The sequence below is a fragment of the Mesorhizobium sp. B2-4-15 genome (genome assembly GCF_006658505.1).
Lineage (GTDB): Bacteria > Pseudomonadota > Alphaproteobacteria > Rhizobiales > Rhizobiaceae > Mesorhizobium.
In genome coordinates this window covers 97,337-116,501 of the sequence record NZ_VFUZ01000006.1, presented here as the reverse complement: position 1 = coordinate 116,501, position 19,165 = coordinate 97,337, and the positions used below count along the sequence as shown (strand labels likewise).

General features: G+C 63.9%; 16 protein-coding genes and 1 pseudogene. 10 read left to right on the top strand and 7 right to left on the bottom strand.

Going from position 1 to position 19,165, the window contains the following annotated elements; all coding sequences use genetic code 11:
• Positions 1-115 precede the first annotated feature (115 nt).
• A pseudogene (locus tag FJ930_RS30335) lies at positions 116-247 on the bottom strand (histidinol-phosphate aminotransferase); the annotation flags it as partial.
• A gap of 373 nt (positions 248-620) precedes the next feature.
• On the opposite strand from FJ930_RS30335, the gene FJ930_RS09655 reads away from it, so the two are divergent.
• From FJ930_RS09655 to FJ930_RS09620, 8 genes are all read left to right on the top strand, one after another.
• Entirely contained in the window at positions 621-1,394 is a 774-nt protein-coding gene (locus FJ930_RS09655) for a glucose 1-dehydrogenase (RefSeq protein ID WP_141837108.1), read from the top strand.
• Between the two features lie 82 nt (positions 1,395-1,476).
• A complete protein-coding gene (gene hisD / locus FJ930_RS09650; RefSeq protein ID WP_141837106.1) occupies positions 1,477-2,799 on the top strand; it encodes a histidinol dehydrogenase in 1,323 nt (440 codons plus the stop codon).
• A gap of 15 nt (positions 2,800-2,814) precedes the next feature.
• Complete coding sequence (locus FJ930_RS09645; RefSeq protein WP_141837104.1) at positions 2,815-3,873, top strand: zinc-binding dehydrogenase; 1,059 nt, start codon at positions 2,815-2,817, stop codon at positions 3,871-3,873.
• A gap of 1 nt (position 3,874) precedes the next feature.
• Positions 3,875-4,606, top strand: a complete 732-nt coding sequence (gene hutC / locus FJ930_RS09640; RefSeq protein WP_141837102.1) for a histidine utilization repressor — start codon at positions 3,875-3,877, stop codon at positions 4,604-4,606.
• Between the two features lie 108 nt (positions 4,607-4,714).
• Positions 4,715-6,007 carry a hypothetical protein gene (locus FJ930_RS09635; protein WP_141837100.1) on the top strand — a complete coding sequence of 431 codons (1,293 nt, stop codon included), beginning with the start codon at positions 4,715-4,717 and terminating at the stop codon, positions 6,005-6,007.
• A gap of 249 nt (positions 6,008-6,256) precedes the next feature.
• Positions 6,257-7,264: an ABC transporter substrate-binding protein gene (locus FJ930_RS09630; RefSeq protein ID WP_141837301.1), complete on the top strand. Its 1,008-nt coding sequence runs from the start codon at positions 6,257-6,259 to the stop codon at positions 7,262-7,264.
• A gap of 124 nt (positions 7,265-7,388) precedes the next feature.
• Positions 7,389-8,156: an ABC transporter permease gene (locus FJ930_RS09625; RefSeq protein WP_181763329.1), complete on the top strand. Its 768-nt coding sequence runs from the start codon at positions 7,389-7,391 to the stop codon at positions 8,154-8,156.
• Between the two features lie 10 nt (positions 8,157-8,166).
• Complete coding sequence (locus FJ930_RS09620; protein WP_140743761.1) at positions 8,167-8,949, top strand: ABC transporter ATP-binding protein; 783 nt, start codon at positions 8,167-8,169, stop codon at positions 8,947-8,949.
• A gap of 45 nt (positions 8,950-8,994) precedes the next feature.
• Here the strand turns inward: FJ930_RS09620 and FJ930_RS09615 are convergent, their stop codons facing one another.
• Positions 8,995-9,327: a hypothetical protein gene (locus FJ930_RS09615; protein WP_140743759.1), complete on the bottom strand. Its 333-nt coding sequence runs from the start codon at positions 9,325-9,327 to the stop codon at positions 8,995-8,997.
• A gap of 347 nt (positions 9,328-9,674) precedes the next feature.
• Between FJ930_RS09615 and FJ930_RS09610 the strand changes: the two genes are divergently transcribed.
• On the top strand, positions 9,675-11,114 hold the full coding sequence (locus tag FJ930_RS09610) for a DHA2 family efflux MFS transporter permease subunit (RefSeq protein ID WP_246676847.1): 1,440 nt from the start codon (positions 9,675-9,677) through the stop codon (positions 11,112-11,114).
• 191 nt (positions 11,115-11,305) lie between these two features.
• Complete coding sequence (locus FJ930_RS09605) at positions 11,306-12,745, top strand: NAD(P)-dependent oxidoreductase (RefSeq protein WP_141837096.1); 1,440 nt, start codon at positions 11,306-11,308, stop codon at positions 12,743-12,745.
• Between the two features lie 52 nt (positions 12,746-12,797).
• On the opposite strand, the gene hutH is transcribed toward FJ930_RS09605, so the two are convergent.
• From hutH to FJ930_RS09580, 5 genes are all read right to left on the bottom strand, one after another.
• Complete coding sequence (gene hutH, locus FJ930_RS09600; protein WP_141837094.1) at positions 12,798-14,297, bottom strand: histidine ammonia-lyase; 1,500 nt, start codon at positions 14,295-14,297, stop codon at positions 12,798-12,800.
• Between the two features lie 148 nt (positions 14,298-14,445).
• Entirely contained in the window at positions 14,446-15,549 is a 1,104-nt protein-coding gene (locus tag FJ930_RS09595; RefSeq protein ID WP_141837092.1) for an alcohol dehydrogenase family protein, read from the bottom strand.
• 9 nt (positions 15,550-15,558) lie between these two features.
• Entirely contained in the window at positions 15,559-16,938 is a 1,380-nt protein-coding gene (locus FJ930_RS09590) for an aspartate aminotransferase family protein (protein ID WP_141837090.1), read from the bottom strand.
• 31 nt (positions 16,939-16,969) lie between these two features.
• On the bottom strand, positions 16,970-18,463 hold the full coding sequence (locus tag FJ930_RS09585; protein WP_141837088.1) for an NAD-dependent succinate-semialdehyde dehydrogenase: 1,494 nt from the start codon (positions 18,461-18,463) through the stop codon (positions 16,970-16,972).
• A 199-nt stretch (positions 18,464-18,662) separates the two neighbouring features.
• Complete coding sequence (locus FJ930_RS09580; protein WP_141837086.1) at positions 18,663-19,160, bottom strand: Lrp/AsnC family transcriptional regulator; 498 nt, start codon at positions 19,158-19,160, stop codon at positions 18,663-18,665.
• Between the last annotated feature and the right edge of the window lie 5 nt (positions 19,161-19,165).

Below are 19,165 nucleotides of genomic sequence, written 5' to 3'. Positions count from 1 at the left end.
GCAAAAGGCGACGCCACCTGCGGGAAACTCCATACGGAAACGGCAGAACGGAAACGGCAGACCCTCGGATTTCCTAGCGGGCGCGCGCCGGGCATTCTGCATGGCTTTCGGGCAATCACAACAGTCGCGACAGGGCGGCCATGAAATGGTCGTTCTCCGACGGCGAGCCGATGCTAACGCGCACAAAGGTGTCGAAGCCTTCCTGCTTCCATGGCTTCACGATGACGCCATCGCGCAGGAGGTCCTCGACAAAGATGGTTTTCGTTCAAGCCGAGCTTGGCGATCCTGGCAGGGGCGTATCCTTGCATGACCTCGCCGATGGTCAGTCCGGAATTGTAAGGCGACGGGCGCGTGACTTCGGTCCGGACCATCTCTGAAGCTTTGGACACGTCTGGTCTCCTCCCTGGCCGGCCGATCATTGGCGTCGTTCAGGCCTTGAACGATTGCCGCGCGGCGTCGCGTGCGGGCGAGCCCAATTATGCGATCGCGCCTACGTGCGATCGCGCCTACGGCGGACGACGTCACCACTATCGCAGACGAGATCGTTTGTATATGCTTGTATATGTAAGTGGTTCTGGTAGTCTTAGCCCGACGCAACCGGAGCGGCCAAGGAGGATCACATGCGCAACGCTTCTCTGTTCGACCTCTCCGGCAGGAAGGCGCTCGTCACCGGAGCCAGCCGTGGCATAGGGCGCAGCATCGCCGAGGCGCTGAGTGCTGCCGGCGCCGACGTCGCCGTCACCGCGCGTAGCCTCACCTCGCTCGATGAGACGACAGCGGCGATCCGCGCGGCCGGCGGGGTTGCGCATGCGATTGCTCTCGACGTCACCGATGTCGGCCGTTGCCGTACGGCCACCGCCGAAGCTGCGGGCCTGCTCGGCGGCCTCGACATCCTCGTCAACAATGCCGGGATGGAAGAGGTTCGGCCCTCGCTCGATGTCGACGAGGCGCTGTGGGACCGGATCGTCGACACCAACCTCAAGGGAGCCTTCTTCTGTGCCCAGGCCGCCGCACGGCAGATGCGCGACGCCGGACGGTCCGGCGCGATCATCAATCTCTGCTCGCTGACCTCCGAAGTCGGGATTCCCACCGCGGTGCCCTATGGCTCGTCGAAGTCGGGCCTGCTCGGCATGACCCGGGCTCTGGCGGCGGAGTGGGCCGATCTCGGCATCAGGGTCAACGCCATCGCTCCTGGCTACTTCAGGACCGCGATGACGGATGTTTTCTACAGCAACGAAGCCTGGCAGCAATCCATGCTCGCCAAGATCCCGCAGCACCGTTTCGGCGATCTGCGCGACCTGCACGGCATCGCCGTGTTCCTCGCCTCGGATGCGTCGGCCTACATAACCGGCCAGTCCATTCCAGTGGATGGCGGCTTCCTGGCATCGATTTGAGGCGGCTCGCCACAGGTTGAAATCAAGGTCTTCCGCAATGTGACCGGCCGGCACGTTGCGTTCCAACAGAAGGTGAATACCCATGCCCGACATCAGCTTCCACGATCTGTCATCCCTCGATGCCACCCAGCGAGCCAGCCTGCTGAAGCGCGCCGAGGCCGACCTGTCGGTCTTCGTCGAAAAGGTCCGTCCGATCATCCAGGCGGTCAGGGACGAAGGTGACGCCGCCCTGATCCGCTTCGCCAGGGAACTCGACAAGGCCGATGTGGCCGCAGGCGGACTGAAGGTGTCGGAAGCCGAGTTCGACGCGGCATTCGACAAGGTCGAGAAGGATGTCGTCGAGAGCATCCGCTTCGGCATCGAGAACATCAGGCATTTCCATGAGGAGCAGAGGCCGGACACGATGTGGCTCAAGGAAGTGCGGCCAGGCGCCTATGCCGGCGACAGGTACACGCCGATCGCCTCCGTCGCGCTTTATGTGCCGCGCGGCAAGGGTGCTTTCCCGTCGGTGACGATGATGACCTCGGTTCCGGCTGTCATTGCCGGCGTGCCGCAGATCGCGATCGTGACGCCGCCAACATCGGACGGTTCCGTGGATGCGGCCACGCTTGTCGCTGCTCGCCTGGCCGGCGTGCACACGGTGTACAAATGCGGCGGCGCCCAGGCCGTCGCCGCCGTCGCCTACGGCACCGAAACGGTGAAACCGGCGCTGAAGATCGTCGGTCCCGGCAGCCCATGGGTGGTGGCGGCCAAGAGCGTTCTGTCCTCGATCATCAATACGGGTCTGCCGGCCGGTCCGTCGGAAGCCATCATCTTTGCCGATGACAGCGTCGACGGCGGCCTTGCCGCGCTCGATCTGCTGATCGAGGCCGAGCACGGGCCGGATTCCTCGGCCTATCTGGTGACGCACAGCCGCAAGGTTGCCGAGGCCGCCTTGGCCGCGATCCCCCAGCACTGGTCGCGGATGACCGAACAGCGTGTGGAGTTTTCGCGCGCGGTGCTGACGGGAAAACGCGGCGGCATCGTGCTGACCGCCTCGCTGGAAGAGAGCTACCGCTTCATCAACGATTATGCGCCCGAACATCTCGAGATCCTGTCGACCGAGCCTTTCGCGCATCTCGGGCACATCACCGAGGCGGCCGAAATCCTCATGGGCCCGCACACGCCGGTGACCCTCGCCAACTTCGTCCTTGGGCCGAACGCGGTGCTGCCGACCAGCCGTTGGGCGCGGACCTATGGGCCGCTCTCGGTGACCGATTTCGTCAAGCGTTCGTCGGTCGGCTATGTCACTTCGGCCGCCTATCCCGAGTTGGCGCAGCATGCCCGCAGGCTCGCCCGCTACGAGGGCTTCAGCTCCCACGAAAACGCGGTCTCGGAGATCCGCGACCGCTATCTCGCCGGTTGAGTGGAGACGATCACGATGAAGGCGGCACGACTCTATGGACCCGGTGACCTGCGTGTGGAGGACATCGCCACGCCAGGCATTCCGGATGCCGGCTGGGTGAAGCTCAGGGTCGATGCCGCCGGCATCTGCGGTTCGGATCTGCACAATTTCCGTACGGGACAATGGATAAGCCGCTCGCCTTCGACGGCCGGTCACGAACTGACCGGCACGGTGATCGCGCTCGGCGTGGGCGTCGACACCGTTGCCGTTGGCGACAGGGTGGTGGCCGATTCGCGTTTCTGGTGCGGGGAGTGCGCGCAATGCCGTGCCGGCAGGCGCCATCTCTGCGCCACGCTGGGTTTCGTTGGCGAAATCTGCGACGGCGGCTTTGCCGAACAGGCGGTGCTGCCCGCGCGACTGTTGCATGTCATCGATGCCGCGCTAGACGAGCGGGTCGCGGCGATGGCCGAGCCGCTCGCGGTGGCGCTGCACGCTGTGCGGCGCCTGCCGAAGACGGCAGGCTCGGTGCTGGTCGTCGGCTGCGGGCCGATCGGCGGTTTTGCCGCGCTGCTGCTGTCTAGAACGTTTCCCGGCCCCGTGCTTGTCGCCGACCGCAACCAGGCGCGCTGTGCCCGCGTGGCGCGGGTGACCGGCGCCAGGATCGTCGAGCTCAACCGCGAAGCCATTGCCGCCGCTACCGCCAATGCCCCGTTGCTGGCGGCCGTCGAGGCGACCGGCAGCATCGCCGCATTCAATCAGTTGCTCGGCGTCCTCGAGTCCGGCGGCGCGGTGGCGATGGTCGGCATCTTCCATGGCTGCCTCGACATCGATCCCAATCTTCTGGTCGAGCGCGAGATAGCACTGCTGGGGTGCCATGCCTTCGCTGATGAGATGCCCGACGCCGTGCGGATGCTGGGTGAGCTCAGTGAACCGCTTTTGGCCCTGATCGACCGCGAGATTGGCCTGGACGATATTCCAGCTGCCTACGAGCGGCTGCTGGCGGGGCAGAGCGACGGCCTGAAAACAATCATCCGCATTGCGGCAACCTGTCGAGCATCGGTGATTTTCGATAGTTTGCCGGAAAGGATTTTTTGAAATGATCGATTTGCCCGATACGGCCAGCCCCCTTTACGAGAAGGTGAAGGATTACATCCTGACCAACATAGGAACGGGCAAATGGGGCAAGGATCGCAAGCTGCCATCGGAGAATGAACTGGTGGCCTCGCTGGGCGTGTCGCGGATGACGGTTCACCGGGCCTTGCGAGAACTTACCGCGGCGGGATTCCTGATCCGGCTGCAAGGCGTCGGAACGTTCATCGCGCCGCCCCGGCCGCAATCGACCCTGATCGAGATCAACAACATCGCGGCGGAGATCGTCGAGCGCGGCAACCGGCATCGCTCCGAAGTCCTCATCCTCGAAACCATCATGCCGACGAAGGAGTTGGCACTGTCATTCGAATTCGCGAAGCGAACCTCGATCTATCATTCGGTCGTCGTCAATTTCGAGAATGACCTGCCGGTGCAGCTGGAAGAGCGCTTCGTCAACCCGAGCCTGATACCCGACTACGACAAGCAGGACTTCACCAGGACGGCGACCTATGACTACCTCATGCAGAAGACCCCGGTGACCGAGGTCGAGCATATCATCTCCGCGATCCCGGCCGACAAGGAGACAGCGCAGCATCTCGGCATCGATGTCGGCAGTTGCTGCCTTCTCCTGCACCGCCGCACATGGACGGGCGCGGTCGTGGCAACGATCAGCAAGCTGACCTATGCCGGCAGCCGCTATTCGCTAGGCAGCCGGTATTCCCCCTCCAGAACCAGCTGAAATCGACAAGTGAATGCGCGCCGCGGAGTTTTCGTTGCTGATGTATGTACATGTCTTGATAAGAGCCGCTTCGCGCCTGGCGGGCGGACCGGCTGGAAGGGACGACCGATGACGGTGACACCGAGCCGCACGGCGCGGATCCGGGCTCTTGCGCAGCACGATGTCGGCGAGGCGCAGCGCGCGCTGTCGTCCTTGCTGGGCGACCTGTTCGCGATGAGTCCCAGCAACGTTCGCATCAACATCGACAAATACAGCCTCAATTCGTTGAACGGCTTCTTCGACAGCGAGGGCCAAGCCTACTTCTTCAAGTTCCACCAGGAGGAGCGAGAAGAGGGCATGACAGGTGAGTACTACCGGGCCGAGATCCTATCGCGTGCCGGCCTGCCGGTCGACCAGCCCGTCCATATGTCCGCCCAGCCCGGCGAGCAGATCCTTGTCTATCGTCGCCGCATGGATCCGAGATTCTCGGATGTGCTGTTCGCGCTGGACAGGCAGGACGACGCCGGCAAGCGGCGCGAGGCGGTTCTTGCAGAGCGCGACCTGTCCGCCAGGCTGCTCGAGGTCTATCTCGAGACGCTGCATCCCGTGACCGTCGCGCAGGTGTCGGCGGAGCCTATCCACCGGCTGTTTTACGAACGGCTGATCGACGCCGATACACGGTCGTCGCCTGGCGGCCGGCTTGCCGATTTCTACGTCGGCAAGCCCTTTGTCTTTCCGGGCGTGGAGCTCGACTGGGGTCAGTTCTCCCGGCTGAAATTTGTCATTAACGGCCAGCGTTACACCAACAGTGTCGGCGAGCTTTTCGACGCAGCGGCGGCGCGCTTGCGGCCGGACCGGCTTGCCGATGCCGGCGGCGTGGTCGCGCATGGCGACGCCCACAACGCCAATGTCTGGTACACTGAAAAAGCGGGGAGGGCGGAACTCTCCTTCTTCGATCCCGCCTTTGCCGGCTCGCACATTCCGACACTGCTGGCGGAGGTAAAGGCGACGTTCCACAACATCTTCGCCCATCCGTTCTGGCTCTACGATCCGGCCATCGCGACCGATGTTTTCCATGCGCGGGCGCGGCTGAAGGGAAACCTCTTCCATGTCGACACGGACTGGGACCTGAGCCCGGTTCGCCGCGACCTGCTGGAGGTCAAGGCGACGGCGCTGTGGCGGCCACTGCTGCTGGAACTCAAACAACGCGGCATGCTTCCGGCGGATTGGCGGGCGGTCCTGCGCTCAGGGCTTTTCCTGTCGCCGACCCTGGTCATGAACCTGCGGGCCGGCGCGCGCAGTCACACGCCGGTCTCCTCTCTCATTGCCTTTTCGGTCGCGGTCATGGTTGGCAGCGAGCCCGGTGACGGGGCCGATCGGGTGACCGGTTTCTTCGACCTTATCGATCCTGAAAGAGCATGAACCGGTATCGCGGAGCGGCGGGTGGATGCGCCCGGTCATAGCGGAAGTTGAGTCACTCCAACTTGTATATGCATGTATGTATTTTAGCCTTGACATCCGCTTGCGCTGACGCTGAAATATCCCGGCACTTCATCATGAAGTGGCGGGCAAGACGCCGAGGCACAGTGCCGCAAGAGCAGAGACCCGCAATCTCACCAGACCGAACGCCAGGTTGAAAAAGCGGTCTGATCATCAAGGGGAACAGAGATGATGCGTAACCTAACAGGACAATTTCGCGCGCTCGTGATGGCCGCCGCCATCGGGCTCGCCGCCGCCCCCGCGGCCCGTGCCGCCGATGCGGCCATTCCCACGACGCCCGAGGCTGGATCGTTCAAGATCGGCATCGAGCCCTGGCTTGGATATGGCCAGTGGCATGTTGCTGACGCCAAGGGCCTGTTCAAGACCAATGGCCTGCCGGATGTCCAGATCGTCAATTTCGCCGAAGACAAGGACATCAACGCGGCGCTGGCAAGCGGCCAGCTCGATGCCGCCAACATCGCGACCCACACGGCCATGGGCATGGTGGCGGCCGGCCTGCCCGTGAAGATCGTGCTGCTGCTCGATGTCTCCATGACAGCCGACGCCATCATCGCCGGCAAGGATGTCACCTCCATCAAGGACCTCAAGGGCAAACAGGTCGCTTTCGAGGAGGGGACGACGAGCGACATCCTGCTCAAATACGCACTTGCCAGGAACGGCATGTCGGTGGCCGACATCCAGCCGGTTCCGATGCCCGCCGCCGATGCCGGCGGCGCATTGATTGCGGGCCGCGTGCCGGTCTCCGTCACCTACGAGCCGTATCTCACCGTCGCCATGGCACAGAACAAGGATGTCAAGCTGCTGTTCACCGCCGGCGAGGATCCCGGCCTGATCAGCGACGTGCTGGTGGTGCGCGACGATGTGATCAAGTCGCGGCCCGGGCAGGTGCTGGCCATGATCAAGACCTGGGACGCCGCGCTGAAGGATTACAATGCCGACACACCCGGCGGCCGCGCCATCATCGCCAAGGCGGTCGGCTCTGATGTCAAGGATCTCAACACCGCTTTCGACGGCGTGCGCTACTACTCCCTGGCCGAGAACAAGACGGCGCTCACCGGCGATTTTACCACCAAGACGTTCGCCGATGTCGAGGCGGCCGCCAAGAATGCCAAGCTGCTGCAGGCCGATGTGATGCCGGAGCAGATGATCGACCCGTCCTTCGTCAAGGCGGCGCAATGACGAGGGCCGGATCGCGGTGGTGACACAGATGTCCGCGGAGCCGCCCGCGAAAACCGGCTTGGCTCGCTCCGCGCCAGGGCCGGTCACGAAACAGGCAAAACGCCGCCGATCTTCCGGGATCGGCGTGCCCATCGCCAGGTCGCGTTTCCTGATGATAGCGGTGGCCGTTTTTGTCGGGCTTGGCCTCGCCTGGTGGGCGGCAACCGGCCTGGGATGGGTGAAACCCATCTTCCTGCCGTCGCCCGGCAGCGTTGCGACCCAGATCGCCAAGCTCGTCGCTGACGGGACCCTGTGGCTGGACCTCAGGGCCTCGATCTACCGCATTTCCATCGGCTTTCTTATCGCCTCGGCGCTGTCGATCCCGATCGGCGTGCTGATCGGCAGTTTCCGCTCCTGGGAAGCGGGCATCGAGCCGCTGGTGGATTTCATCCGCTACATGCCGGTTGTCGCTTTCGTGCCGCTCTCCATCCTTTGGGCGGGCACCGGCGATACGCAGAAATTCCTGATCATCTTCATCGGCACCTTCTTCCAGCAGGTGCTGATGATCATGGACAATGTAAAACGGGTGCCCGCCGACTTCATCGGCCTCGGCCGCACGCTCGGCCTGCCGGACCGCAAGATCCTGACGCGCATCGTCGTTCCTAGCGCCTTGCCCGGCATCTGGGATACGCTACGCATCAGCCTGGGCTGGGCCTGGACCTGGCTGGTGCTGGCCGAGCTTGTCGCCGCGACGTCCGGCCTGGGTTATCGCATCACCGTGTCGCAACGCTATTTCCAGACCAACACCATCATCGGCTACATCCTGCTCCTGGGTGTCCTCGGTCTCATCACCGACCAGGTGATGAAGGCACTGGAAAAGGTGCTGTTCCGGCAGGAAGGTCATCCGCAATGAGGAACAGCCGATGAATGCTCCCAAGTTGCGGATCGCGGGCCTCCACAAGAGCTTCGGCACGGGAGAGCGGCGCACGGAAGTGCTGCGCGACATCAATCTTGATCTAGCCGACAACGAGTTCGTCTCGCTTGTCGGCATATCGGGTTGCGGCAAGAGCACGTTGCTGTCGATCGTGGCCGGACTGCAGGACTTCGACGCCGGCGAACTCAGCATCGACGGTGCGCCGATCCTGCAGCCGGGTCTCGACCGTGGCGTCGTCTTCCAGTCCTACACGCTGCTTCCCTGGCTGACGGCGCGGCAGAACATCGAGTTTGCCCTCAAGGCCGCCGGCTATGACCGGTCGGCTTGCCGCGAGATCGCGCTCAAGCATCTCGACCTCGTCAAGCTGTCGCAGAGTGCGGACCGCTATCCGTCCGAATTGTCGGGCGGCATGAAACAGCGCGTCGCCATTGCGCGTGCGCTTTCCTATCGGCCGAAGATGCTCCTGATGGACGAGCCTTTTGGCGCGCTCGATGCCTTGACCCGGCATCAGATGCAGGAACTTCTCACCCAGATTTGGGAGGAACACAGGCTGACCGTGCTCTTCGTCACGCACGATGTTGAGGAGGCCGTCTACCTGTCGGACCGGATCGTCGTGATGGGGATCGGTCCGGGGCGCATCATGAAGACGTTCAACGTCGGCATCGAGCGCCCGCGCCGGGAAGAAGTGATGGAAACCCCGGCTTTCATGGACTTGCAGCGCGACGTGCACAAGGCAATCCGCGAGGCGTCAAGGCGTCCCGAAATGGCATAGCATCGCCCGACTCTGGTCAACTGCCGGTGCTCTGGGGATCAGGGGTCAAGGACCGTGGGGACCGCACAAGCCGAGCGTCCATTCGATGGTTCCGCAAAAGTCGCCGACGAATCCATGGTAGCTGCCGTAGCCATTGTAGTAGCTGTCCATCCAGCCATTGTCGCCGGTCCAATTGTCGCCGGTCCAACCGCCGCCAACCCACACGTGAGGGTTTCGATGTTGCCGTTGGACGACGTACCGATGTCCGTTGTGGCGATGAACCGCGGTATGGACAAAGTGGTACCTGACAGCCGCCGCATCGGCGATGGAAGTGAATGAAATCCCGCTCGCGGCGGCCAGCACGATAGCGCTGCTGGCGAGCATCAGACGCCGTTTCATGAAGATGCCTCCTGTTCCTACGAGACATGCACCTGAAAAACGGCCTCTCGCCCCAGACGTTCCTTCACGAAATCGGGACGCTGAATGCCTGACGCTGAATGCCTAATGTCTTTGGACGATCCTTCTTGACGCGATCACTGCTTTCCTCGCCCTCTGTCCGCGCTCAAGATTTTTTGACCACTGTCCGGCAAGAATTCATTGTCGCTGCTGCATTTGTCAGACCATAAAACGCGCCAAGTGATCGCGCCCCGGCTGGTTGGTCGCGGATGATCAATGTTTTCAACGCAAATATGCCGGCCTTTCGCCAAGGCATATGAACCGCCTGCTTGACGGAATTGGCCAGAGCATTGGAACAGCCTCTATTTGCCACCGAGCGCGACCCGAGGCTGAGGTTGATCATCCCGATCATCGTCGCCATCGCCTTTCTGATGGAGCAGCTCGATTCCACCATCATCACCACCGCGATCCCGGCCATGGCGCAAAGTCTGGAAACGACGCCGGTCAGGCTGAATCTGGCGATCACCACCTACATCCTGACGCTCGCCGTGTTCATTCCCGTCAGCGGCTGGTTTGCCGACAGGTACGGCGCGCGCAGGGTGTTCGCCCTGGCGCTTTTCACCTTCACCCTCGGCTCCGCGCTGTGCGGCATAGCGAACAGTTTCGGCTTGCTGCTGGCCATGCGCGCGCTGCAAGGACTTGGCGGCGCCATGATGACGCCGGTCGGGCGGCTGATCCTGCTGCGCAGCTTTCCACGCAGCGGCCTGATCGCCGCCATGACCTACACGACCCTGCCGGCCATCATGGGGCCGATCATCGGGCCGCTGCTCGGCGGCCTGCTGACCACCTACGCGTCGTGGCGCTGGATATTCTATGTCAACGTGCCGTTTGGCTGTCTTGGCATTCTGGCGGCGCTGCGTTTCGTCGACGATTTCCACGAGGAGGCGGTGGAGCGCTTCGACTTCGCCGGATTCCTGATGGTGGGATGCGGCGTGGCGTTGCTGCAGTTCGGGCTGGAGAATATCGGCCGGCCGATCGTTCCCGCCTTCGCGACCGTGCTGGTGTTGGCCGCGGCCGTCCTGCTGCTGCTTGCCTTCGGGCGCTATGCGCACCGTGTCGTGGCGCCGGCCGTCGACCTGACGCTGTTTCGATTTCGCTCGTTCTGGGTCGGCACGCTGGCGGGGGGCCTGTGCCGCGTCGGTCTCAACGGCGCCCCGTTCCTCCTGCCGCTGATGCTTCAGGTCGGGTTCGGCATGAGCCCGGTCACCTCAGGCTCGCTGACATTCGTCGGCAGCTTCGGCGCGCTGCTCATGCGGCCACTGCTGTCGCCGCTGCTGCGGCGCGTCGGCTTCAAAGTCGTGCTGATTGGCAGTGCGATCGTTGGCTCCGCCACCGTGGCGGGCTTCGCCCTGATGAGCGCCGATACGCCCCATTGGATGATCGGTTTCTATGTCTTCCTGTTCGGCGTCGTCCGGTCGGCGCAGTTCATGACCTCCAACACCCTGTCCTACGCTGATCTGCCGGCGGACAAGCTCAGCCGCGCCACCAGTCTTGGCGGCGTTTTGCAGCAGCTTAGCGTTTCGCTCGGCGTCTCGGTCGCCGCCATGCTGCTGGGCTTGATTGTAGGGGAAGGCCACGTCCTGACGCCGGAGCGGTTCCACCAGGTGTTCATGCTGACGGCGATCATCCCGCTCATCTCCATTCCCGGCTTTCTGTACCTGCGCGCCGAGGACGGCGTGCAGGTCAGCGGTCACATCGGGCGATCTCGCAAATCATCCCGGCAAGAGTAGGGGAGACAATCCGTTCGCTCGACCCCTGCTGGCCCGCTCTCGTTGGCGCGTTCGGCACTGTCGTGTCGCAACTTGCCGCCGGTTTGCCGCCTGCGATCGATCTGACATCTTTCAGGGCTGATAGGTTCTGATTATTCAGGACACTCCTGCTGTCGCAGCAGGCCTTGCCGTTCTTGTATGGGGGAAACGACGTGACCGCAGAGACCAGCATGCAGGCCGTGGAGCCAATCGACCCGCAAAGCATCTACGCCGTGCTGATCTGCGATCTGGTCGGCCTGCGCTTCGGGCCAGACGGCAAGCCCGACCCGAGCGAAGTCCGCGCCCATATCGAAGCCAAGGGCGGCCGCTTTCACTCATCGTCGCTCGGCGACAAAGCGGAGCTTGAGCGTGGCCGCGTGCATTTCTTCTACCAGCCGGACCTCAGCATCCGGGAAGAGCTGGTCGAAGCCGCGGGCGACGGGCGCTATGATGCTGTCATCGCGGCGGCGACCTTCCTGCCAGCCGAGACCGTCTTCCCGCTGGCCGGCGTGCGCATTGGTGCCGGCACCGGCAATATGGGCTCACGCTCCTGGGGTGGCGGCAGTGGCGAGGGCGGCACGGCGGTGCTGATGAACACGCCCGGCATCAACAGCCGCGCCACGGCGCAGATGGCGATGAAGGCGATCCTGAAAGTCCTGCCGGATCTCCCGGTCGACATGCTGCACGAGCGGGTGGCGCGCGGCGCCTTCGACACCGGCAGGGAGCTGCGCGATTTCCCCACCGAAAAGCTCGAAGGCAAGACGATCGCGATCATCGGCTATGGCAATATCGGCCGCGAGGTGGCGAAGCTCGCCCGTGCCTTCGGCATGCGCGTGGTGATCCATGCACGCCCTCGGAACCGGGACTGGATAGAAGCAGAGGGACTTGTCTATGCGGCGAGTCCGGCCGAAGCGGCCGCGGAGGCCGATGTGCTCAGCGTCCATGTCGGCTTGGGCAAGCAGGACGCGCAGACCGGCCGCTACGCCAATGCCGGGCTCGTCGGCGCGGACATCCTGTCCCGCATGAAGAGCGGTGCCGTGCTGGTCAACTACGATCGCGGCGAGCTTGTCGATATCGAGGCGCTTGACGACGCCCTGTCCTCGGGCCGGCTACGTCATGCCGCCATCGATGCCGATCTCTTCAGCGATGCCTCGACCGGCAGCCTGTCCGGTCCGATGCTGCCTTATCTCGACCTCGTCGAGAAACATGGCGACAAGCTCGAACTTCTGCCCCATGCCGCGGCCGACACTGACCATCCTTCGCGCGTCGCCGGCGCCAAACAGGCCGTCGACCAGCTGTTCGATGTCATCTGCCGCAAAGCGGTGACGAATGCCAAGGGCTCCGTGCCGCCAGGCTATGTTTCCCTCGGAGTGACGACGCCTCCCGGCATCGGACCGGTGACGGAGTCCCACCTCTTGAAATTGACCTCCAGCGACTGCGCCGAGCTGGCGTATCTCTGTGACCGGAAAGGCCGGTTGTGGAAGGCGCTGTCGGAAGCGCCAACCGCCGAGCGTGGCGGGATTGTCGCCGAACAAGGCGAAGAACTCGTCCGGCTGATCGACCGTTTCTGCCTGTTGGCCGAGAAACTGAATCTCAGGGGTCCCTACCAGTAGTAGTCCCGACCTACCGGCGTGAAGACTGAACCGGTGTCAGACGGATGGAGCGTTAGCCCAGGCGAGGACCGGCCACCATGCGCGCAATCCGTGTCATGTCGGTGCTCATCTCGCGGTCGTCGCCGAGCGGGCTGACGAGCGCACGTACGGCGGCGAAGGTGCGCTGCGGCCCTTCGCCCATGCTGTCGACCACGCCGCGCAACTCCACGCCGGTGGCCGCGAAGATCAGCTCCATCGCAACGAGATAACGCAGGCGCTCAATGATCTCGCCGGTCTTGGCCACCACTCGGGGCGCCATCGACGACTGGTCCTCGATCCCATCCGAAACGGCAAGCGGGCTGAGCGACATCGGGTTGGCGAGATGCCTGATCTCGGCTTCCAGCGCGGCCAGTGGCTTCTGCAGTTCGGCATAGCCCTGGCGGCTGCCGCCCCTGGCCGACAGGAAGCGTGGCAGTTCAGCTGTTGTCGGCGACATCAGCTTCATGCAGCGGTTGGCGGTGCCGACCGCGCAATGCGCCAGCGCCTGACCGAGTTGTTCCCAGGCGAGTGTCATCGCGGTGAGGTCGAAATTGCCGTTCGAAACCACCCGCTCGTCTTGCGGCAGGATCACAGGATTGTCGCCTGAATGGGCCAGTTCGATCTCGGTGGCCAGCTTTGCCTGTTCGAACGCATTGAGCAGGCCACCCCAGACCTGGGGCACGCAACGATAGCTGAGCGGGTCCTGGAGACGCCGCGCCGCCTTGTCCTTCCACAAGCCGCTGCCCGCCAGTTCGGTGCGCAGCCGCGCGCCGATCTCGCGCTGGCCGAAGGCCGGCCGCGCCGCCAGCGCATCCTCGTCGATCGCGGTGAGGGAAGAACGGAACGCCTCGTGGTTGAGTGCCACGGCAGCCAACCCCCAGTCGATAAGATGGGCGACGTCTTCGAGGCACAGGCACGCCGTTCCGGTCGACAGGCTGTTGGCGACGATGAGGGCGTGGCCGTCCTTCTCGCGCAGGTCGAGCGGCTCCAGCCCGGCAAGGGTTAGCGCCTCGGCCGATGGCATGATCCGGCCCTGGAATTCCGCCTCGCCTTCGCCGCGCAGCGCTCGCGCCATATGGCCGAGATGGGCAAGGTCGGCCGCGCCAATCGATCCCCAAGTGGGGATCACCGGATGGACGCCGGCGTTGAGCGCCGCGACAAGGCCCATGACCACGCGTTCGGAGGTGCCGGTGCCGCCGGCGGCCATGCCCGAGATGCGTGCGGTCATCAGCGCCCGCACCGCCTCGGTCGGAAGGGCGGGGCCGATGCCCATGCTGTGGCTGAGCGGCACGCTATGCTGAAAGGCGATCAGATCGGCCTCGGCGAGCGGCGTGTCGACACAGGCGCCGAGGCCGGTGGTGACGCCATACATCGGTTTGCCGAGCTGCGTCAGGTGCTCGATCAGCGCGCGGCTCGCCCGGATACGGCGCATCGCTGCCTCGCCGAGCATAAGCCGGGCGTTGCGCCGTGCGATCTCGGCGACGTCAGCCACACCGAGCGACTTGGCGTCGAGCAGAACCATTCGGGCTGTCATGTTTCGCCTGTATCCCGTGATCGGATGCCCGGGCCGATGGTGCGGCGGGCGTCGCTGTTTGTGGCGGCTTGCCGGCCGGACTGCAAGCCATTCCGATTGTGACAGCGGCAGGTGAAGTGCGTTTCGGGCGAAAGGTTATGGTTCTGGGCTAGGCGGGACGCTCCGCGACGGCATCGGGCACCACTACCAGCTTACCGACGAAATCCTTGGCGACGAAATCGGCCTGCGCGTGGTGGAAATCGGAGAGCTTGTAGACGCCGCCCACCAGCGGCCGGATCTTGCCCTCCTCGATGTAGCTTACGATCCGGCGGAAATCCGCGCGCGTGCCCTGGCTCGAGCCATGCAACTGCAATTGTTTGAGATACATGGTCCTGAGATCGAGCTGCACGACCGGGCCGGCGATCGCCCCGGCGGTGGTGTAACGGCCCTCCGGTCGCAGGATGCGCAGCAGGTCATTGAAGATCGAGCCACCAACCAGATCGGCCACCACGTCGATCGGTTGTCCGCCGGTCGCACCGGACACGGCCTGCGGCAGGTCGGCGACGCCGCGTGTGATGACCGCCTCGGCGCCGATGTCGAGCACCGCCTGCTCCTTGCCTTTGCCGACAACGGCATAGGGAATGGCGCCGCGCGCCCGCGCCAGTTGCACGATCCCGGAGCCGACGCCGCCCGAGGCGCCGGTGACAAGAACCCGTTCGCCGGCCTTGAGCGCCGCGCGCTCCAGCATCTGCTCGCCCGTGAGGTAGGCGCAGCAGAAGGTGGCGAGCTCGATATCGCTCATGTCCGTGTCGACGACATGCGCATTCTCCGCCGGCACAGCCTGGTATTCGGCGTAACCGCCGTCGCGGCCGTGGCCCATATAGTCGATATCGGCAAGTGAATCGTCGTCGCGGTTGTATATGGAGAAATCGACCATCACCCGTTCGCCGATGCGATCAGGCGAGACGCCTTCACCGACGGCAGCGATGATGCCGACAGTGTCGGTACCCTGGATGCGCGGGAAGGTCAGCGTGTTGCCCTGCCGCCGCCAGGTCGACACCGCTGCAGCGTCTTCCTCCGTGCCATAGGCGCCCTGGCGCACCCACACATCGGTGTTGTTCATTCCGCAAGCGCTGACCCTTACTAGCACTTCCCCCGAAGCAGGGGCGGGCACTCTCACATCCGTGCGGTAGACGAGTTTTTCCGTTCCGCCGTGCCCGGTGAGCAGCACGGCGGCCATGGTGGTGGGGAGGGTGTTGGTCATGGCATTCATGGGTCGATCTCAGAGATTGGCAAACACGCTGTTCACGGCATCCGCGGTCTTGGCCACGACGATATCGGCCTCGTCGCGCGTCAGGCAGAGCGGCGGCGCGAAGCCGAGGATGTCGCCTTGCGGCATGGCGCGCCCGATGACGCCGCTTGCGGCTAGGGCGGTGGCGACCTGCGGTCCGACTTTGAGCGAAGGATCGAAGAAGACCCGGTCGTCGCGATCCCTGACGAATTCGACCGCCGCCAGCATGCCGTCGCCACGCACCTCGCCGACATGTTTGTGGCCGCCGACGGCCTTGGCGAGCTCGGTACGGAAATAGGCACCGGTCTCGCCGGCATTCCGCACCAGATCCATCTCGTCGATCAGTTCGAGATTGGCCACACCTGCTGCAACGCAGATCGGATGCGCCGAATAGGTCCAGCCATGGCCGAGCGAGCCGAGCTTGTCGGAGCCCTGCACCAAGACCTGCCACATCTTGTCGGCGACGATGACACCCGACAGTGGCGCATAGGCCGACGTCAGGCCCTTGGCGATGGTGATCAAATCCGGCCTGATGCCGTAATGGTCGGAACCGAACATCGTGCCGAGCCGGCCAAAGCCCGTCACCACCTCGTCGGCGACCAGCAGCACATCATACTTCTTCAGCACCGTCTGGATTTTTTCCCAGTAGCCTGCGGGCGGCGGCACGATGCCGCCAGTGCCGAGGATCGGCTCGCCGATGAAGGCTGCGACTGTTTCGGGGCCTTCGGCCAGGATCATTTCCTCGAGCTTGTCGGCGCAATGCTGCGAGAACTGCTCCTCGCTCATCGAGCGGTCGGCGCGGCGGAAATAGTATGGCGCCTCGGTGTGCAGGATCGGCGCGCGCGGCAGGTCGAAGGCGTTGTGGAACAGCTCCAGCCCGGTCAGCGATCCTGTCATCACGCCCGAGCCGTGATAGCCGCGCCAGCGCGAAATGATCTTCTTCTTCTCCGGGCGGCCGAGAACGTTGTTGTAGTACCAGATCAGCTTGATGTTGGTTTCATTGGCGTCCGAGCCGGAGAGGCCGAAATAGACCCTCGACATGCCTTTCGGCGCGCGGTCGATGATCATCTTGGCCAACGTGATCGATGCTTCGGTGCCGTGGCCGACATAGGCATGGTAATAGGCAAGGTTCTTGGCCTGGGCGGCGATGGCGTCGGCGATCTTCTGGCGGCCGTAGCCGACATTGACGCAGTAGAGGCCGGCGAAGGCATCGATGCTCTTCCTGCCATTGTGGTCCCAGACGGTGACGCCTTCACCGCCGGCCATGATGCGGGTGGGGCTCTCGCCGCGTGCATGCGTGCCCATATGGGTCGAGGGATGAAAGAAGTGATCGCGGTCCCAGGCGTTGAGTTCGTTGGACTGATCGAGCATTTTTGACTCCTTGAGGGATGGCCGGACTGACTTATGCCACATCCAGGCACAGGTATTTCAGATCGGTGAAGGCTTCGAGCCCGTGGCGTGAACCCTCACGGCCGATGCCGGACTGCTTGACGCCGCCGAACGGGATCGGTGCGCCGGTGATCTTGACGCGATTGATCGCGACCATGCCGTAGTCGAGGGCGCGGCCCAAACGTTGCTGGCGGGCGCCATTCTCGGTCACGACATAGGCGACGAGGCCATATTCGGTGGCATTGGCGCGGGTGATCACCTCGTCCTCGCTGTCGAACGGCGTGACGGCGGCGACCGGGCCAAAGGTCTCCTCGCGCATGATCAGCGCATCGTCGGCAACATCGACCAGCAGCGTCGGCTGGTAGAACAGCGGGCCGGTCTGATGCCGTCCGCCGCCGGTCAAGCAGCGCGCGCCATGGGTCAGCGCGTCGGCTACCTGCTCCTCGACCTTCTTGACGGCGCGCTCGTGCATCAGCGGCCCGATCTCGGTTTCCGCGGCAAGTCCATTGCCTGTCCGCAGCGCCTCGATGCGCCTGGCAAAGGCGGCGCAGAAGCGGTCATAAATCGGACGTTGGACATAAATGCGATTGGCGGCGAGGCAGTCCTGGCCCGATGTGGCGAATTTGGCATCGATGGCGATGCTCACGGCTCTATCCAGATCGGCGTCGGCGAACACGATCAGCGGAGCATGCCCTCCAAGCTCCATCACCAGCCGCTTCATCGTCGGCGCGCTCTGCGCGGCGATCAGCCGGCCGATCTCGGTCGAGCCGGTGAAGCTCACGGCGCGGACGCGCGGGTCTTCGCACATGCGCCCGACAATCGTCGCGGCCTTGCCGGTGATGACGTTGAAGACCCCAGCGGGCAGCCCGGCACGCTCGCCGAGTTCGGCCAGCGCCAGTGCCGATAGTGGCGTTTCCGAGGAGGGATGGGCGACAATGGTGCAGCCGGCGGCGAGTGCGGCGGCCGCCTTGCGGGTCAGCATGGCCGACGGAAAATTCCAGGGCGTGACGACACCAACGACGCCGAGCGGCTCACGCCGCACCATCATTTCTGCGTTCGGCAGATGGCTAGTGACGCTCTCGGCGTTGAGACGCTTGGCTTCCTCGGCATACCACTCGACGAAAGAGGCGGCATAGTCGATCTCGCCGAGCGACTCCTTGAGTGGCTTGCCCTGTTCCAGTGTCATCAGCAGGGCGAGATCGTCCTTCGCTGCGATGATCAGCTCGAACCATTTTCGCAGGATTTTTGCGCGCTCCTGCGGCAGCAGTATTCGCCAGGCGGGGAAGGCACGCGCAGCGGCATCGATCGCCTTTGTCGTCTGGCGCTCATCCAACGCGGCGACGAAGGCGACGGTGGTGCCGGTCGCCGGGTCGGTGACTTCAAAACTCTCGGCCGCCTCGCTCGCCGTCCAATGGCCGTCAACATAGGCAAGCTCGCGCAGCAAGCGGCGGTCGGTGAGGCGATCGAGCGCTTCATGGCGATGCGAGCGGGCGAAATGCGCGGACATGGTTGAAGCCTCCCGGTTCGGACTGATGCGGGAAGACTAGGGATGTTGCGCGAAGGATGAGGCTGTTTTGCCGTCTCTGCGTAGAGAGAGTCTCTCTATTCTCCCCGGTGAGCAGAGTGATCTCTCTATGAGGGGAATATGCATCGCCGTCGGCCGAGCCTCTCAACTTCGTCATCCCTGGCTTCGCTCCTGCTCCGCCCTAGGATGGCGAAGCGATGGGCAACAGGTCAGTCAGCGGCAAAACGGTCTCGTCCTTTACCGTCTTGATGACGATGTAGGTGAAGTAGCGGTCGATGCCGATCTCGCGGTCGAGCAAGGCATCGACCAACCGCTGATAGGCGTCGATATCGCGCGCCATCACCTTCAGCACATAGTCGACGCCGCCGCCCACCGACCAGCAGGCGACGATCTCGGGAATGTCACGGATGACGCGCTCGAAGCGGTCGAAATCGGCTTGGCGGTGGCTGGCCAGCGTCACTTCCATCAGCACGGTGGCGACCGGCGCCACCACGCGCATGGCGATCCGGGCGTGGTAACCCGAGACGATGCCGGCTTTCTCCAGCTTGCGCAGCCGCATCCAGCATGGCGTCGGCGAGAGCCCGACCTGCTCGGCCAGCGCCAGCTTGGTGATGCGTCCGTCACGCTGGATGGCGTCGAGGATTTTGAGGTCGATCGCGTCGAGTTTCGCAGCAGTCATCACAG

Bases quoted from the DNA above. Each gene is read 5' to 3' on its own strand.
- hutC (WP_141837102.1), top strand. From the start codon at position 3,875: ATGATCGATTTGCCCGATACGGCCAGCCCCCTTTACGAGAAGGTGAAG.
- FJ930_RS09595 (WP_141837092.1), bottom strand. From the start codon at position 15,549: ATGAATGCCATGACCAACACCCTCCCCACCACCATGGCCGCCGTGCTG.
- FJ930_RS09645 (WP_141837104.1), top strand. From the start codon at position 2,815: ATGAAGGCGGCACGACTCTATGGACCCGGTGACCTGCGTGTGGAGGAC.
- FJ930_RS09655 (WP_141837108.1), top strand. From the start codon at position 621: ATGCGCAACGCTTCTCTGTTCGACCTCTCCGGCAGGAAGGCGCTCGTC.
- FJ930_RS09615 (WP_140743759.1), bottom strand. From the start codon at position 9,327: ATGAAACGGCGTCTGATGCTCGCCAGCAGCGCTATCGTGCTGGCCGCC.
- FJ930_RS09585 (WP_141837088.1), bottom strand. From the start codon at position 18,463: ATGTCCGCGCATTTCGCCCGCTCGCATCGCCATGAAGCGCTCGATCGC.
- FJ930_RS09620 (WP_140743761.1), top strand. From the start codon at position 8,167: ATGAATGCTCCCAAGTTGCGGATCGCGGGCCTCCACAAGAGCTTCGGC.
- FJ930_RS09630 (WP_141837301.1), top strand. From the start codon at position 6,257: ATGCGTAACCTAACAGGACAATTTCGCGCGCTCGTGATGGCCGCCGCC.
- hisD (WP_141837106.1), top strand. From the start codon at position 1,477: ATGCCCGACATCAGCTTCCACGATCTGTCATCCCTCGATGCCACCCAG.
- FJ930_RS09590 (WP_141837090.1), bottom strand. From the start codon at position 16,938: ATGCTCGATCAGTCCAACGAACTCAACGCCTGGGACCGCGATCACTTC.
- FJ930_RS09635 (WP_141837100.1), top strand. From the start codon at position 4,715: ATGACGGTGACACCGAGCCGCACGGCGCGGATCCGGGCTCTTGCGCAG.
- hutH (WP_141837094.1), bottom strand. From the start codon at position 14,297: ATGACAGCCCGAATGGTTCTGCTCGACGCCAAGTCGCTCGGTGTGGCT.
- FJ930_RS09580 (WP_141837086.1), bottom strand. From the start codon at position 19,160: ATGACTGCTGCGAAACTCGACGCGATCGACCTCAAAATCCTCGACGCC.